We start from the raw sequence: 16,976 nt of genomic DNA, 5'->3' as shown, positions 1-16,976 counted from the left end.
CCGGGGTCATCAGAACGCCTTGGTCACATTGACGTACCAGTACCGCGGATAGGCCTGGTACACCGCCGAGGAATAGCCGAACGCGTCGCTGGACACCGGCGGCCGCTTGTTGGCCAGGTTGTTGGCGCCCACCTTCAGCGACAACCCGTCCACCCAGCCATCGCCCTTGAGGTCGTACTTGACGAAGGCATTGGCCAGGGTCTGCGACTTCACCGTCCACGGCGTGCCGTCGGCCAGCACCAGGCCGTTCTCGACGAACGAGCTGCTGTAGCGCGCGCTGGCGCCGACCGACACCTGCTGGTAGCGCCAGGTGAGCGTGCCGGACCACTTCCACTGCGGGTTGCCGCCGTTGCCGATCAGGTTGCCGCCGCCGGTGACCCGGATCGACGGATCGACCAGGCCGCTGCCCTTGGCGTCTTCCAGTGCCTGCAGTGCCGGCGAGCGCTGGCGGTAGAACTCGATCAGGCGGGTGCCGTTGAGCGACACGTCGAAACGCCCGGCGCGGGTTTCCGGCGAGGCCCAGCTGAAGCTGTAGTCCACGCCGCGCACGGTCTGCGGCTCGAGGTTGACGTACTGGTCCTTGACGTAGAGCACCTTGCCCGCGGCCTCCAGGCCGGTACCGGCGTAGCGCGCGATGTCGTCGGCGGTGGGGTCGGCGCGCACCACGTCGGCGTTGCTGCTGCCCTGCTGGCGCAGTACGTAGTCCAGGATCAGCGCGTTGCCCTCGCCGAACAGGCCGATGATGCCTTCCTGCGCGTACTTGTAGTAATCCACCGCGAAGGTGAAGCGGCCGAAGTTCTCGGGGATGAACTGCGGCTGGAACACGATGCCGGCGCTGGTGTTGGTCGAGGTTTCCGGCTTCAGATCCGGGTTGCCCGAACGGCGCGCGGTGGTCGAGGCGGTGTAGCCCTTGCAGGCCGCCATCGAAGCCTGCGCGCCGCTGCGCACGTCGGCCAGGCACTGGACCCAGTCGGTGCGGCTGTTGGAACGGCTGACCATGGTGGCGTTGACCTGCTCCAGGTTCGGCGCGCGGAAGCCCTTGGCCCAGGACGAGCGCACGGTCAGGCCGTCGATGATCTGCCAGCCCAGCGCCAGCTTCGGCTTGGCCACGCTGCCGAAGTCGTTGTAGCGCTCGGCGCGGCCGGCCACCTGCAGGTCCAGCGAGCGCACCAGCGGGATGTCCATCCCCGGCGAGACCAGCGGTACCGAGAACTCGGCGAACACGCCGGCGACGGTACGCGAACCATAGGTATCCGGGGTCGGGCTGACGCCGTACATGTCGCTCGGGTACTGGATGCCGGTGATCGCATCGGTGAAGGTCAGCGAACCGTCGACGTGGGCATCGCGGTCGTCGCGCTGGGTCTCATGGCGCACTTCCACGCCGGTCGCCATGCCGACATCGCCCGCCCAGGTGCGGAACAGGTCCGGACGCGATGCCTTGACGTCCCACAGGTACAACTCGGTCTCGCTCTGGCGCCTGGCCTTGTAGAAGAACCGGTCCAGCTTGCTCCAGTCGTTGCAGCCGCCGCAGAACGGGTTGTAGGCCGCCGACGTCGAATCGGCCAGCGCCTGCTGGAACAGGGTCATGCTCACCGCGTCCTGGGTATCCTCGACCTTGGCCTTGGAGTACAGCGCCGCGCTTTCCCAGTCGAAACCGAAGTGGTAGCCGCGCAGGCCGGCCAGTGCGCGCACCTGGGTGTTCTTGACCTCGATCCGGGTCGGGCGCTCGAAGCGATAGCTGGTGATCGTCACCGGCAGGCCATTGGGGCCGATGTTCAGGCCCTGCAGGCGGTTCGGGTTGAGCGTGCCGTCGGGCAGGTACACCGCGCCGAACGGGTTCCAGTAATTGCTGGCCGCCACCGTCATCGGCAGCGAGGAAATGGTGTTCACGCCGTTCTGCAGGCTGTAGGCGCGCGAGTCGTACAGGCCGGCCTCGCTGAACAGCGAGATGCCGTTCTCGAAATCGTGCTTGCCGGTGGCGAACACGTTGATGCGGCGTACGTCCGGCGCGATCGACACCGGGTACAGCGACTGGTGGTTGTCGCGCAGGTTGGCGTCGGCACCCGAGGTGGCCTTGCTGCCGGACTGCATGCACAGGCCGTCGCCGAGGGTCGCGCCGCAGTTGCCGTTGCTGGTCGGCTTGACGTGGAACGCGCCGGCGGCGGTGGTCAGCCACTTGCCGTTCTGCGACACGCGCGCACCGTTGGCGGTGAAGTTGCCCCACGGGCTGTTGGTATTGCGGTTGTCCACCCCGGCCAGGCCTGCGTACGGGGTACCGGCGAAGTCGTCGATGCGGTTGCCGCTGCGGGTCCAGTCCTGGTCCAGCGAGTTCAGGCCGGTGGTGTTGTAGTAGTTGAAGGCGATGGTGACGTTGGAGCGCAGGTCCCGGGAGTTCCTGCCCCACATGCCGTTGACCGACACGTCGCTCAGGTGGGTGCCCTCGCCCACGCCCTTCTGCACGCTCAGGGTGCCGCCGTCCATGTCGTCGCGCAGCACGTTGTTGACCACGCCGGCCACCGCGTCGGTGCCGTAGATCGCGGCAGCGCCATCGAGCAGCACCTCGACCCGGCGCAGGTTGGCCACCGGCACGGTATTGGCGTTGTAGGTCAGCACCGGCACCAGGTTGCCGTCGGCCTGGCTGGTCGGGTGCACCACGGTGCGGCGGCCGTTGATCAGCAGCAGCGTGTTGCCCACGCCCAGCCCGCGCAGGTTGACGGAGGCGATGTCGCCGCGCGCGTAGTTGGAGCTGTTGCCGCCATTGGTGCCGCTGAAGGACACATTGCCCATCTGCGGGATGGAGCGGTACAGGTCGTCGCCGGAAACCGCGCCGGTGGCCTCGATCTGCTCGGCCTGCAGGGTCGCCACCGGCAGGATCGCCGCCGACTTGCTGCCCTTGATCTGGCTGCCGACCACGGTGATCTGGTCCAGCGTGTTGACCGGCCCGCTGGCCGGCGTCTCCTGCGGCGCCGCGGCCACCGGCTCGGGCTCGGCGGCCTGCGCCACGGCCAGCCCGCCCAGCCCGCCCAGCGAGGCCAGCATCGGCGTGGCGGCGCGCAGGGTGATGGTACGGCCGTCGTCCGAGGCGACGGCCAGCCCGGTACCGCTGAGCAGGCGGTTCAACGCCTGCCGCGGGTCCATCTGCCCCTTCAGCTGCCCGACCTCGATCCGCCCCTCGTCGCCCATGGCGGCCGGCGCGATGATCTGCAGGCCTGCCTGGCGGGCGAATTCAGGCAGCACCTCCTCGATGCGGCCCCCTTCGATATCGAACTGCGGCGGTGCGGCGAGCGCCGGCATGGCCACGCACAGCGCGGCGGCGGCAAGGCCGCCACGGATCGCGCTTGCCAGCGGCAACAACTTGAATGAACGCATTGATCAACCCCTCTCCGGTATATGCGAATGCGGCGACGCTGTCGGTCTCCTCACATGCCTAGATGAGCCTGCGCGGAAGTTCCGCCATCGGCCGCACCATCGCCCCCCCGGCCCTGCCCGCCATACGGCGTAGTATCCTTTGGTCAACCCCTCCGGATCCCGAGGACCGAGCAGTATGCGTTTTCGCCCACAGTACGTCCTGACCGCAGTTCTCAGCCTCGCCCTCGCCGCATGCGGCGGCGGCATGGTGAAGCGGGTTTCCGAGCCCGCCGCCGGCATCCAGCAGCTCACCGTCGCCAACGACGGCAGCTGGGACGTGGAGCTGCGCCTGCGCAACTACAGTTCGATGCCGATGCGCTTCGACGACGTGTCCCTGCGGATCAAGGTCGGCGACGAGGCCGCCGGCACCCTGAACGCCGCCCCGGGGCTGTCCATCGGCCCCGAATCGGCCGACGTGATCAAGGTCCGCCTGCAGCCGGCCTCGCCGGCCCGCATCGTCGTGGCCGACGCCCTGGCCGGCGGCCGCTCGCTGTTCTACGAACTGGAAGGCACGGTCAAGGCCACGCCCGAAGAAAAGAAGCAGCGCAGCTTCGAGGTGAAGGCGCGCAACACCCTGAACCAGGCGCCGGGCCTGCCTGGCGTGCTGCGCTGATCCGCCTCCCCTTTCCGTTTCAGCAGAGATCGCACCGATGAGCAATTACAAGGCACCCGTTACCGACCTCCGTTTCGCCCTGCACGACGTGCTCAAGGCCGAGTCGCTGTTTGCCGCGATGGGCCACGCCGACGCCAGCGCGGACGTCATCGACGCCGTGCTCGAGGAAGCCGGCCGCTTCAGCGCCAGCGTGCTGGCACCACTGAACGCGGCAGGCGACCAGCATGGCTGCACGCTGGACAAGGCGACCGGCGAGGTCACCACCACCCCGGGCTTCCGCGAGGCCTATGCGCAGTTCGTCGAAGGCGGTTGGACCGGCCTGACCGCCGCGCCGGAGTTCGGCGGCCAGGGCATGCCGGAGACGCTGGGCATGGCGCTGAGCGAGATGGTGTCGTCGGCCAACCTGGCCTGGAGCCTGTTCCCGATGCTGTCGCACGGCGCGGTCGAAGCGCTCAGGCACTATGGCGAGGACTGGCAGAAGGAAGCCTTCCTCAAGCCGCTGGTGGCCGGCACCTGGACCGGCACCATGTGCCTGACCGAGCCGCATGCCGGCACCGACCTGGGCCTGCTCAAGACCCGCGCCGAGCCCAACGCCGATGGCAGCCATGCCATCACCGGCACCAAGATCTTCATCACCGCCGGCGAGCACGACCTGAGCGAGAACATCGTCCACCTGGTGCTGGCCAAGCTGCCCGACGCCCCGCCCGGGCCGAAGGGCATCTCGCTGTTCGTCACCCCCAAGTACAAGGTCGGCCGCGACGGCGCGATGGGCGAGCGCAATGCCCTGCGCTGCGGTGCGCTGGAACACAAGATGGGCATCCACGGCTCGTCCACCTGCGTGATGAACTTCGACGGCGCCCAGGGCTACCTCGTCGGCCAGCCGCACAAGGGCCTGCAGGCGATGTTCGTGATGATGAACTCCGCCCGCCTCGGCGTCGGCATCCAGGGCCTGGCGCAGTCCGAGCGCGCCTACCAGGGCGCCCTGGCCTATGCCCGCGAGCGCCTGCAGTCGCGCGCGCCCAAGGGGCCGCAGTTGGCCGACAAGCCGGCCGATCCGATCATCGCCCAGCCCGACGTACGCCGCATGCTGCTGTCGATCAAGGCGCTGACCGAGGGCGGCCGGCTGCTCGCCGCGCACGCCTACACCCAGCTCGACGCCGCGCAGAGCGCCGGTGACGCGCAGGTGCGCGCCGATGCCGAGACCCTGGTCAGCTTCCTCACGCCCATCGTCAAGGCGTGCCTGACCGAATGGAGCATCGAGTCCACCTACAACGCGCAGCAGTGCTTCGGCGGCCACGGCTATATCGCCGAACACGGCATGGAGCAGTTGGCCCGCGACGCCCGCATCACCACCCTGTACGAAGGCACCACCGGCATCCAGGCGCTGGACCTGATCGGCCGCAAGACGGCCATGTCGCAGGGGGCGGGACTGAAGCTGTTCCTGGCCGAGATCGAGGCATTCATCGCCGCCAATGCCGGCAACGCCGCCGTCGCCGAATTCCTGCCGGTACTCGGCGCCAGGGCGCGCGAATGGGGCCAGCTCACCAGCGCCGTCCTGCAGCGCGCGGCCGCCAACCCGGAAGAACTGGGCGCGGCCAGCTGGGACTATCTGTTCTACAGCGGCTACGTCGCCCTGGCCTACTGGTGGGCGCGCGCAGTGGCCGCGGCGCAGGAATCCTCCCACCCGCAGGCCTTCAGGCAGGCCAAGCTGGAAACCGCGCGCTTCTACTACGCACGCATCCTGCCGCGCACCCTGGCCCATGCCGCCAGCATGGAAAGCGGCGCCGAGCCGCTGATGGCCATGGACGCCGCGCGCTTCGGCGAGTGAGCCCGGCCCGGCCGCCATCGACGATGGCGGCCGGGTTTACACAAACTGTCACGCTTCGTGTATAAGCTGTTTTCCCGATGGAGACAGACACTACACCGCGTGGTCTGATCGATACCGGAGTCGCCGCATCCGCTCCGGACGTGGAGTTTTCGCTCCCGCCCTCCCTGCACCGCCTCGGTTCCGTGCGACTGCTGTCGCTGGATGCACATGGCCGCGTGCTCGACTGGATCAACTGGCAGGAGGCCTCCTGCCTCTATGCCCGCGGCGCGGTGGCATGGACCCTGGGCGATCCCTGCCTGCACGTGCATGGCGCCATCAACCGCGCCAGCGGCCTGCGCAGCGGCCTGGACCTGCACCCGATCATCGCCTCGCGCGGCCATGCCCGCTCGCGCGCCATCGACCCGACCCCCAACCTCACCAATACCGCGCTGTTCGCCCGCGACGCCCAGTTGTGCCTGTACTGCGGCCAGCAGTTCAGCCGCCCGCACCTGACCCGCGACCACGTGATGCCGCTGTCCAAGGGCGGCCGCGACATCTGGGAAAACGTGGTCAGCGCCTGCTTCCAGTGCAATTCGCGCAAGAGCAACCGCACCCCGCAGCAGGCCAACATGCCGCTGCTGGCGGTCCCGTACCGGCCGAGCTGGATCGAGCACCTGATCCTGTCCAACCGCAACATCCTGGCCGACCAGATGGCGTTCCTGAAGGCGCAGTTGCCGAAGAAGGCGTTGCGACGCAGCGCCTGACCCCGCGCAACAGCGGCCGTCCCCTGTCCGGTCCGCGCGGCACGCCTCCATTCACCCGGCCCGACCCGCCGGCCGCCATGCCGGCATCGCCGCCCGCTGCCAGCGCAACCGCCGGCCCGCGCGCCGTCGCGCGGCAGCGGTGAGCCGCCGGCACGGATGCCCGGGCGCGGAAAAGCGCGCACGCCGCCAGAACGCCCCCGGCACAAGCTGAACCACGCCCGCATCCACGCCCCGGAAGTCCCCATCGGCGGCCGGCGCCACCGGCGGTTTGCTTGCCCCACCCCGGAATGGGGGCGAAAATACCGGTCCGGCTGAAACGCGAAGAAAATGATCGACTCCGTCCGCTATCCGCGCCTGTCGCGCATCCAGACCCCGCACGACCTGCGCGCGTTCGATGAAACCGAACTGACCGCGGTCGCCGGCGAGCTGCGCGATTACCTGATCGAATCCGTGGGCCGCAGCGGCGGCCACTTCGCCGCCGGGCTGGGCGTGATCGAACTCACCGTCGCCCTGCACTACCTCTACGACACCCCGGTCGACCAGCTGGTGTGGGACGTGGGCCACCAGACCTACCCGCACAAGATCCTCACCGGCCGCCGCGACACCATCCACACGGTCAAGCAGAAGGATGGCGTGGCGCCGTTCCCCAAGCGCGAGGAAAGCGAGTACGACACGTTCGGCGTCGGCCATTCCTCGACCTCGATTTCCGCCGCGCTCGGCATGGCCATCGCCCGCCAGCGCCAGGGCGACGAGCGCCGGATGGTGGCGGTGATCGGCGACGGCGCGATGACCGCCGGCATGGCGTTCGAGGCGCTGGCGCACGCCGGCGGCATGGACGAGGAGCCGAACGTGCTGGTCATCCTCAACGACAACAACATGTCCATCTCCGAGGCGGTGGGCGGGCTGACCAAGATGCTCGGCCGCGCCACCGCCAGCCGCACCCTCAATGCGTTGCGCGAGGGCGGCAAGAAGATCCTCGGCGACAAGCGCCACAGCCCGCCGGCGCGCTTCGTCAAGCGCTGGGAGGAGCAGTGGAAGGGCATGTTCGTGCCCTCCACGGCGTTCGAGCAGATGGGCTTCCACTACACCGGCCCGATCGACGGCCACGACCTGCCGCTGCTGCTGTCCACGCTCAAGACCCTCAGGGGCAAGAAGGGGCCGCACCTGCTGCACATCATGACCACCAAGGGCAAGGGCTACGAGCCGGCCGAAGGCGACCAGATCGGCTACCACGCCGTCGGCCCGTTCGACCCGAGCAAGGGCCTGCCGGCCAAGAGCGCGCCGAAGAAGCCGACCTACACCGACGTGTTCGGCGACTGGCTGTGCGATGCCGCCGCCGCCGAACCGCAGCTGATGGGCATCACCCCGGCGATGCGCGAGGGCTCGGGCCTGGTGCGTTTCAGCCGCGAGTACCCGCAGCGCTATTTCGACGTGGCCATCGCCGAGCAGCACGCGGTGACCCTGGCCGCGGGCATGGCCACCCAGGGCGCCAAGCCGGTGGTGGCGATCTATTCCACCTTCCTGCAGCGCGCCTACGACCAGCTCGTGCACGACGTCGCCATCCAGGACCTGGACGTGCTGTTCGCCATCGACCGTGCCGGCGTGGTCGGCCCGGACGGCGCCACCCATGCCGGCAACCTCGACCTGAGCTTCCTGCGCTGCGTGCCGAACATGCTGGTGATGGCCCCGGCCGACGAAGCCGAATGCCGGCAGATGCTCAGCACCGGCCTGCAGTACACGGGCCCGGCGGCGGTGCGCTACCCGCGTGGCACCGGCCCGGGGGTCGCGCCCGGCGTGGATCTGTCCACCCTGCCGGTCGGCAAGGCGCAGCTGCGCGCACAGGGCCAGCGCCTGGCCATCCTCGCGTTCGGCTCGACCGTTGCGGCCGCCGAGCAGGTCGGCCGCGAACTCGGCCTGACCGTGGTGAACATGCGTTTCATCAAGCCGCTGGACCGTGCCCTGCTGCTCGAACTGGCCCGCACCCACGAGGGGTTCGTCACGGTCGAGGACAACGTGGTCGCCGGCGGTGCCGGCTCGGGCGTATCCGAGCTGCTCAATGCCGAAGCCATCGTCATGCCGGTGCTGCACCTGGGCCTGCCGGACAGCTTCCAGCACCATGCCAGCCGCGAGGACCTGCTGGCCGAAGCCGGCATCGACGCGGCCGGCATCCGCGACGCCATCCTCCGGCGCTGGCCGGACGCGCGCACCCCGGCCACGGCGATGAGCGTGGCCGGCTGACAGGCGGCGGCGTGCCCGCGCCGGGCACGCATCGGCCACCCCGTTTCGGCGCTTCCGGACAGGCGCTGCCCGGCATGTCCGTCGCGGCGCTCGACCCGGCGGCAACGGCAGGGCGCCGGCACGCAGTCCCGGGCCCCTGCACGGCAGGCACACGCCAGCACCGGCAGCGACGGCGGCCAGGTCGCCACCCTCCCCCGATCACGGGCTCACAGGAAACGCATTGAAGGCCGCCCGCCGACAGGCGGCCTTCGCTGCGTCCGGGGGTGCCGCGCGGCTCCACCATGCCGTTACCATGCCGGTCGCGCTTTCACATCCATTCCGTTGCCAGAGGATCTTCCATGACCGTCCGCGTCCGTCGTTCCCCGCACCCGCGCCTGCAGGCGTCCCTGCTGGCCTCGGCCCTGCTGCTGGGCAGCCTGTGGGCCACGCCTGCACCGGTCCTGGCGCGGCCGGCGCCAGCGCAGACGGCCGCGCTGCAGGCCGAGGCCGAGCGCCTTGCGGCGCAGCTGCCGGGCGACGTCGGCGCAGCGCTGGTGCACCTGGAAAGCGGCCGCGCGGTCTACCTCAACGCCGACCAGCCGCTGCCGATGGCCAGCACCATGAAGGTGCCGGTGGCGGTGCACATCCTCAAGCTGGTCGACGAAGGCAAGCTGGGCCTGCAGCAGCAGGTGCTGCTGGGGCCGGAGGACATCTACCCCGACATGGGCGGGCCGATGGACACCCACCTCAGCGCCGGCTCGGCCATCACCATCCGCGACCTGCTGCACATGATGATCACGGTCAGCGACAACAACGCCACCGACATCCTGGTCCGCACCGGCGGCGGCCCCGAAGCGGTGCAGCAGCGCATGCGCGCGCTGGGCGTCGATGGCCTGCGCGTGGACCGCTACATCTGGGAACTGCTGGCCAACTATTACGGTGATGCCGCCTCGCACGCGCGGCCGCTGGGGCCGGCCGCCTACGGCGAGCTGTCGCGCAGCGAACGCAGCGAAGCACAGCGGCGCATCAACATGGACGCCTGGAACGCCGATCCGCGCGACACCAGCAGCGCCCGCGCCATGGCGCAACTGCTGCAGCGCACCTGGAAGGGCGAGATCCTGTCGCCGGCCTCGACCGGCGTGCTGCAGCAGATCATGCTCGACACCCGCACCGGCAGCGCGCGGCTGCGCGGCATGCTGCCCAGCGGCACGCCGGTGGCGCACAAGACCGGCACCGTCGGCGACGTGATCAACGACGTCGGCGTGATCGAACTGCCCAACGGTCGCGGCCACGTGGTGGCAACGGTATTCATCCGCTCGCGCGCCTCCAGTGAAGCGCGCGATGCCGCCATTGCCCAGCTGGCACGCGCCGCGCACGACTACTACCTGTTCGTGCCGTGATCGTACGGGCGCACCGACCTGGCGCGCCCGTCCCCTTGCCCGTCAGCCCCGGTGGTCGGCAGGCGCCACCGCCGTGCCCGTCGTCATCCGCACCGCCACCTGCCGACCACACTCCGCCGGCGCGCAGGTGACCGCCGGCGCGGTGCCGTTCCCACCGGCGTGGCGGCATCCATTCGCGATTACCTGTATCCGCGGCACTGCCGCTGCCGGCACCGGTGCAGTCGCCGCGGAGGCGTCACGCCCGGCGTACCTGGTCTTCATGGCGGGCCGGGCGTGCGCCGGAAAACCCTCACCGCCCCTGCCCCGGACCACCGTCGTCTGCCAGCGGAGCCGCCCGCGGCACGCCCCCGGCCATGCCGGCCCCTTGCCCGGGACCATGCCCGCTACCCGGCGCCGATTCCACTTCCCGCAGCCCGCCCAGGACTGCTAGATTCACCGCGCCTGCGCGAGCGGGCGCGTAGGACACCGACGTTGCGACAGGGCCCGCCAGGGGCGTGATCGGATCCGGCCGCTTTCTACGGTAGGGGATATTGAAGGGTTCATTCACGTGGGCGGGCCGCCATCGGGGGGTCCGCCCCTTTGCCTATGCTGTCCAGGGGAAACGCATGTCGACCATCATCCACGATGTCACTCCAGCCACCCGCCCGCGGGCATGGCTGCGGCGGGGGGCTGCCCTGCTGGGGAAAGCCGCGCCGGCCGTGGCGCTTCTGGTCGGATTGCTGGCCAGCCCGCTGGCCGTGGCCGCCACCCCGGCCAACGGAACCACGACCTTCGGCTCCGGTGGCAACGATATACCGCTGGCAACGGGACCCGGCATGGCCGGCCCGCGTGTCGACAACATCGTCAGCTCGGGGTGGGACGTGAGCGTGTATACGAACACGCCCGCCCAGATCCATATCGCGGCGGGTGACCTGTTCTACAACACCGGCGATGGCATCTACTACAGCGACGCGATATACGACGGCGAACCGCTGAACTCGTTCCGGGTCGCCTCCAACGACAACAGCGTCTTCGACCTCGGCGGTTTCCAGTACTCGGCGACATCCAACAACGCCAGCGACACCGTCGTATTTGTCGTGACCGGCTACCTCAATGGCATGCCGGTACCCGGCGCCAGCCAGACGTTCTCCATCGAGGGCTTCAACGGCAACTGGCCCTTGAACACGGTGGACACATCGGGCGTTGCGGCATTCGCCGGCATCGATGAATTCCGCATCACCGTGACGGGCCCGGTGCCGGCCTACTTCTTCGCCATCGACAACCTCAATGTGAGCAACGTACGGCTGCCCGACACCACGCCGCCCACCGTCTCCAGCATCAACTCCAGCACGGCCAACGGTACCTACAAGGCCGGCGACGTCATTTCCGTGCAGGTCAATTTCAGCGAGAACGTGTTCGTCACCGGTACGCCGCAGCTGACCCTGGAAACCGGCGCGACCGACCGCACCGTCAACTACGCCAGCGGCAGCGGCACCAGCACGCTGACCTTCAACTACACCGTGCAGGCCGGCGACACCAGCGCCGACCTGGACTACGTGGCCACCAGCGCGCTGGCCCTCAACAGCGGCACCATCAAGGACCTGTCCGGCAACGCCGCGGTGCTGACGCTGCCAGCGCCTGGCGCGGCCAATTCGCTGGGCGCGAACAAGAACATCGTCATCGACGGCGTGGCGCCCACGGTCAGTTCGGTCACGGCCAGCAACGCCAACGGGACCTACAAGATCGGCGACGTGCTTTCGGTGCAGGTCGATTTCAGCAAGACGGTGACAGTCACCGGCATACCGCAGCTGACCCTGGAAACCGGCGCGACCGACCGCACCATCAACTACGCAAGCGGCAGCGGCACCAGCACGCTGACCTTCAGCTACACGGTGGTTTCCGGCAACACCAGTGCCGACCTGGACTACGTGGCAACCAATTCGCTGTCGCTCAACGGCGGCACCATCAGGGACACGGCCGGCAACGCTGCCACCCTGACCCTGCCCGTACCGGGCGCGGCCAATTCGCTGGGCGCGAACAAGAACATCGTCATCGACGGCGTGGCGCCCAGTGTCAGCAGCATCGTGGTCAGCGGTTCACCCGCCAGCACCGACACCTCGATCGCCTTCACGGTGACCTTCAGCGAGCCGGTGAACAACATCTCCACCGACGACTTCACCCTGGTGGGCACCGGCGGCGCGACCGGCAGCATCGCCAGCGTGTCGGCGTCCAGCGGCAGCGCGGTCGACGTCACCATCGCCTCGATCAGCGGCACCGGCACGCTCAGGATCAACCTCAACGGCTCGACCAACGTCATCGACAACGCCGGCAACAGCATCGCGTCCTACAGCAGCGGCAGCACCCACACCGTCGCCATCCCGACAGCCCCATCGGTACCCACCATCGGTGCGGCCGCGGCCGGCGACGGCCAGGCCACGGTGACCTTCACCGCGCCGTCCAGCAATGGCGGCTCGCCCATCTCGATCTACACCGCCACCGCCAACCCCGGCGGCGCCACCGGCAGTTGCCCCGGCCCGGCGGCATGCACCATCACGGTCGGTTCGTTGAGCAACGGCACGGCCTATACCTTCACGGTGACGGCAACCAACGGGATCGGCACCAGCTCCGCCTCGGGGGCCTCCAACAGCGTCACCCCCAAGGCCGACCAGGTCATCACCTTCACCCAGCCGGGCAACTACAACTTCGGCACCACGCCGACCCTGGGGGCCACCTCCGACTCCGGGCTGGCGGTGAGCTTCAGCTCGTCCACCACCAGCGTGTGTACCGTCACCTCCGCGGGCGCGCTGACCTTCGTCAGCGCCGGCACCTGCACCATCGATGCCGACCAGGCCGGCAACGCATCCACCAACGCCGCCCCCACGGTGACCCGCAGCTTCACCGTCAACGCTGTCGCCCCCGATGCGCCGACCATCGGCTCGGCCACCGCCGGCAACCAGCAGGCCTCGGTCAGCTTCACCGCGCCGGGCAGTAACGGCGGCAGCAGCATCAACAGCTATACGGTGACCGCCAACCCCGGCGGCAATACCGGTACCGGTTCGGGCTCGCCGATCATCGTCACCGGCCTGACCAACGGGGTGAGCTATAGCTTCACCGTCACCGCGACCAATGGCGCGATGCTTACCGGCGCGGCGTCGGCTGCCTCCAACGCGATCACCCCGGCCGCACCGCAGACCATCACGTTCGCCAATCCAGGGGCGCAGAATTTCGGCACCACGCCGACACTCACCGCGACCTCCGATTCGGGCCTCACCCCGACCTTCAGTTCGTCCACGACCGGGGTGTGCACGATCACCAGCGGCGGCGCGCTGACCTTCGTCACCGCCGGCACCTGCACCATCCTGGCCGACCAGCCCGGCGATTCGAGCTACCTGGCCGCATCCCAGGTCAGCCAGTCGTTCACCGTCAATGCGGTGGTGCCCGGTGCACCGACCTCGATCACGGCCACCGCGGGCGACACCCAGGCCAGCGTCGCCTTCGTCGCACCGGGCAACACCGGCGGCAGCAGCATCCTCGGCTACACGGTCACCGTGAGCCCGGCGGACGTGGCGCCGATCAACGGTGCCGGCTCGCCGATCGTGGTGACCGGCCTGACCAACGGCCAGCCGTATACGTTCACCGTCAGCGCCGAAAACATCGCCGGCACGGGTCCTGCGTCGAGCGCCTCCAACAGCATCACCCTGGCAGCGGTCCAGACCATCACCTTCAACAATCCGGGTTCGCAGAATTTCGGTACCACGCCGACACTGACCGCGACCTCCGATTCGGGGCTGACCCCGACCTTCAGTTCGTCCACGACCGCGGTGTGCACGATCACCAGCGGCGGCGCACTGACCTTCATCAGCGCCGGCACCTGCACCATCAATGCCGACCAGGCCGGCAACGGCAGCTATCTGGCCGCGACCCAGGTCAGCCGTTCGTTCACCGTCAACGCGGTGGCCCCGGGCGCGCCGACCATCGGCACCGCCACGGTGACCGGTCCGGGGCGCGTATCGGTGGCCTTCAGCGCACCGGCGTCCAATGGCGGCACCGCGATCACCGGCTATGCGGTGACACCGAGCCCGACGGTCCCGGGCGCGCCGTTCGTGGGCACCGCTTCACCGATCACGATCAACGGCCTGGACACCGGCACCCGCTACACCTTCACGGTGAACGCCACCAACAGCGCGGGCACCGGCCCGGCGTCGGCGGCCTCCAACGAAGTGACCACGGCGGTGACCCAGGTGATCACCTTCGCCAACCCCGGGGCGCAGGCGTTCGGCACCACGCCGACGCTGGTGGCCTCGGTCGACTCCGGCCTGCCGCTGCGCTTCGCGTCGTCCACCCCGGCGGTGTGCACGGTCACGGCCGCCGGGGTGCTGGGCTTTGCCAGCGCCGGCACCTGCACGGTGACGGTGCACCAGGACGGCGATGCCAGCCACCTGGCAGCGTCGCTGACGCAGTCGTTCAGCGTGACCGCGCTGGTGCCGCAGGCGCCGGTGCTGGGCGAGGTGACCGTGCTCGGCTCGGGCGAGGTGGAAGTGGCGTTCACGCCGTCGGCGGCCACCGGCCAGCCGGTGACCTACACGGTCACCGCGCAGCCCGGCGGCATCACCGCCAGCGGCAGCGGCTCGCCGATCACGGTGCGCGGACTCACCGACGGGGTGAGCTACACCTTCACCGTCACCGCCTCGGCCGCGGCCGGCAACAGCGCACCGTCGGCACCGTCGGCACCGGTGGTGCCGCAGGTGCTGCAGACGGTGATCTTCGAGGACGTGGGCACGCAGCGCTTCGACCAGGTGCCGGTGCTGTCCGCACGCGCCGACTCCGGGCTGCCGGTGACCTTCGCCTCGCAGACCCAGGACGTGTGCACGGTCACGACCGACGGCCAGCTGGCCTTCGTGCAGGCCGGCAGCTGCACCGTGGTGGTCACCCAGGCCGGCGATGCCACCCATCGCGCGGCTTCGGCCACGCGTACGTTCCGGATCGACCCGGTGCCGCCGGGCGTGCCGCAGATCCAGACGCTGACGCCCGTCGGCCCCGGACAGGTGAGCGTGGCGTTCACCCCCCCGGCGTTTACCGGTGGTGCGGCCATCCAGGGGTACCGGGTGACCGCCACCCCGCAGGGCACCGCCCTGCGCACGGCGGGCCTGCGCGCGGCCGCCACCGCGGGCGTGGTCAGCGCCAGCGGCAGCGGTTCGCCGATCCTGGTGCAGGGGCTGGCCGACGGGGTGGACTACGTGTTCACCGTGGCCGCCTACAACCTGGCCGGCGAAGGCGAGGCGGACAGCGCCACCGAACTGGTGGCCGCCCCGGACCTGGGCTGGATCGGCGACCTGCAGAAGATGTACGGCCAGGCCGATTTCGAGCTGCCGCTCCCGCGGAGCAACAGCCCCGGCGCATTCACCTTCACCAGCAGCAACCCCGCCGTGGCCACGCTCAACGGCCGTACCGTGACCCTGGTGGGCGAAGGCACGACCACGCTGACCGCCACCCAGACGGCGACCAGCCACTACCTCACCGGCGTGATAACGATCACGCTGATGGTCAACGCGCGCCCGGACCCGACGCTGGATGCGCAGGTCAGCGGCAGCCTGCAGGCCCAGATCGACGCCAGCGTGCGCTTTGCCCAGGTACAGGGCGACAACATCCGCAACCGCCTGCGGCAGGTGCGCTCGGGCCGCAACGCCAACAACGTCAACCTCGCCCTGGCCTACGCCGGCAGCCCGGGCGTGCCGGGGCTGTCGATGCCGGTCGGGCGCGTGGCCGAAGCGGCCCTGCCGGCGCTGCCGCAGGGCTGGGGCCTGTGGCTGGCCGGTACCGCGACCTTCGGCACGACCGGCCGCAACGGCCGCGCCGGCGGTGGCTTCGACTTCAACACCGGCGGCCTGACCCTGGGCGCGGACCGCGCGGTGGGCGAGCACGTGCTGCTGGGCCTGGCAGGCAGCTGGGGCCGGCAGGGTACGGACTTCGACGACAGCCCCTCCAAGGTCGACGCCGACCAGCGCTCGCTCGCGGTCTACGGCCTGTGGCGGCTGGGCGAGCACCTGTTCGTGGACGGCCTGCTGGCCAACGGCCGGCTGGACTTCGACCTGACCCGCTGGAGCGAACTGGCCAACGCCAGCGCCCAGGCCACGCGCAGTGGCGACCAGTGGTTCGGGGCGCTGACCTTCGGCTACGAACACCGCAGCGCGTCGGGGCTGAGCCTGACCGGCTATGGCCGCTACGACGGGCACCGGGCGACGCTGGACGGTTACCGCGAGAACGGGCTGGGCGCCTATGGGCTGGGCTATGGCCGGCAGCAGGTGGACAACAGCGCGCTGGCATTGGGGCTGGAAGGCAGCATGATGTTCCAGCGCGAGCGGCTGAGCTGGCGCCCGCACTGGCGCATCGAGTACCGCGGCGCGCTGGAGAACCGCGGCGACGTGGCGGTGAACTACCTGCAGCGCCCGCGTGATGCCGACTACCTGCTGGCCATGCGCAGCTACAACGACGACACCCTGGCACTGGGCGCGGGCATGGACCTGCAACTGGACAGCGGCTGGCTGTTCTCGCTGCTGCTGGGCCGCGAGCAGGGCCGCAACGCGATGCGCAGCACCAGCATCGGCCTGCAGGTGCGTTACGGGCAACCGGCTGCCGGCACGTCGATGTACGCCGAGGATGGCGATGTGTTCAAAACGGACATGACCGGCGATACGCGCCAGCGTTGCCGTGGTCCGGCACCGCGCTGTGCGGCCGCCGCCGCAGCCACCAACGCGGCCACCACCCGGCCCTGAGCCATACGACCGCGC

General features: G+C 69.7%; 7 protein-coding genes. 6 read left to right on the top strand and 1 reads right to left on the bottom strand.

Annotation, left to right across the window (positions count from 1 at the left end; translation table 11 throughout):
• Positions 1-9 precede the first annotated feature (9 nt).
• Positions 10-3,369, bottom strand: coding sequence for a TonB-dependent receptor (locus F0P95_RS10695; RefSeq protein ID WP_198422002.1), 3,360 nt, complete (start codon positions 3,367-3,369; stop codon positions 10-12).
• Positions 3,370-3,544: 175 nt separating this feature from the next.
• Between F0P95_RS10695 and F0P95_RS10690 the strand changes: the two genes are divergently transcribed.
• The 6 genes from F0P95_RS10690 to F0P95_RS10665 all read left to right on the top strand — a co-directional run bounded on the left by F0P95_RS10690 (position 3,545) and on the right by F0P95_RS10665 (position 16,961).
• Positions 3,545-4,021, top strand: a complete 477-nt coding sequence (locus F0P95_RS10690; protein ID WP_182334213.1) for an LEA/WHy family protein — start codon at positions 3,545-3,547, stop codon at positions 4,019-4,021.
• A 37-nt stretch (positions 4,022-4,058) separates the two neighbouring features.
• Positions 4,059-5,849 (top strand): acyl-CoA dehydrogenase C-terminal domain-containing protein, encoded by a 1,791-nt coding sequence (locus tag F0P95_RS10685; protein WP_182334212.1) that lies wholly within the window; start codon positions 4,059-4,061, stop codon positions 5,847-5,849.
• A 77-nt stretch (positions 5,850-5,926) separates the two neighbouring features.
• Positions 5,927-6,592: an HNH endonuclease gene (locus tag F0P95_RS10680; protein WP_054664943.1), complete on the top strand. Its 666-nt coding sequence runs from the start codon at positions 5,927-5,929 to the stop codon at positions 6,590-6,592.
• Between the two features lie 327 nt (positions 6,593-6,919).
• Positions 6,920-8,830: a 1-deoxy-D-xylulose-5-phosphate synthase gene (gene dxs / locus F0P95_RS10675; protein ID WP_182334211.1), complete on the top strand. Its 1,911-nt coding sequence runs from the start codon at positions 6,920-6,922 to the stop codon at positions 8,828-8,830.
• 338 nt (positions 8,831-9,168) lie between these two features.
• Positions 9,169-10,209, top strand: coding sequence for a class A beta-lactamase (gene bla, locus F0P95_RS10670; RefSeq protein WP_182334210.1), 1,041 nt, complete (start codon positions 9,169-9,171; stop codon positions 10,207-10,209).
• A 605-nt stretch (positions 10,210-10,814) separates the two neighbouring features.
• Complete coding sequence (locus F0P95_RS10665; RefSeq protein WP_182334209.1) at positions 10,815-16,961, top strand: fibronectin type III domain-containing protein; 6,147 nt, start codon at positions 10,815-10,817, stop codon at positions 16,959-16,961.
• Positions 16,962-16,976: the final 15 nt, after the last annotated feature.

Source organism: Stenotrophomonas acidaminiphila, from assembly GCF_014109845.1.
Lineage (GTDB): Bacteria > Pseudomonadota > Gammaproteobacteria > Xanthomonadales > Xanthomonadaceae > Stenotrophomonas > Stenotrophomonas acidaminiphila.
Note: the sequence above shows the minus strand (reverse complement) of the source record. Positions and strands in the feature narration are given on the sequence as shown.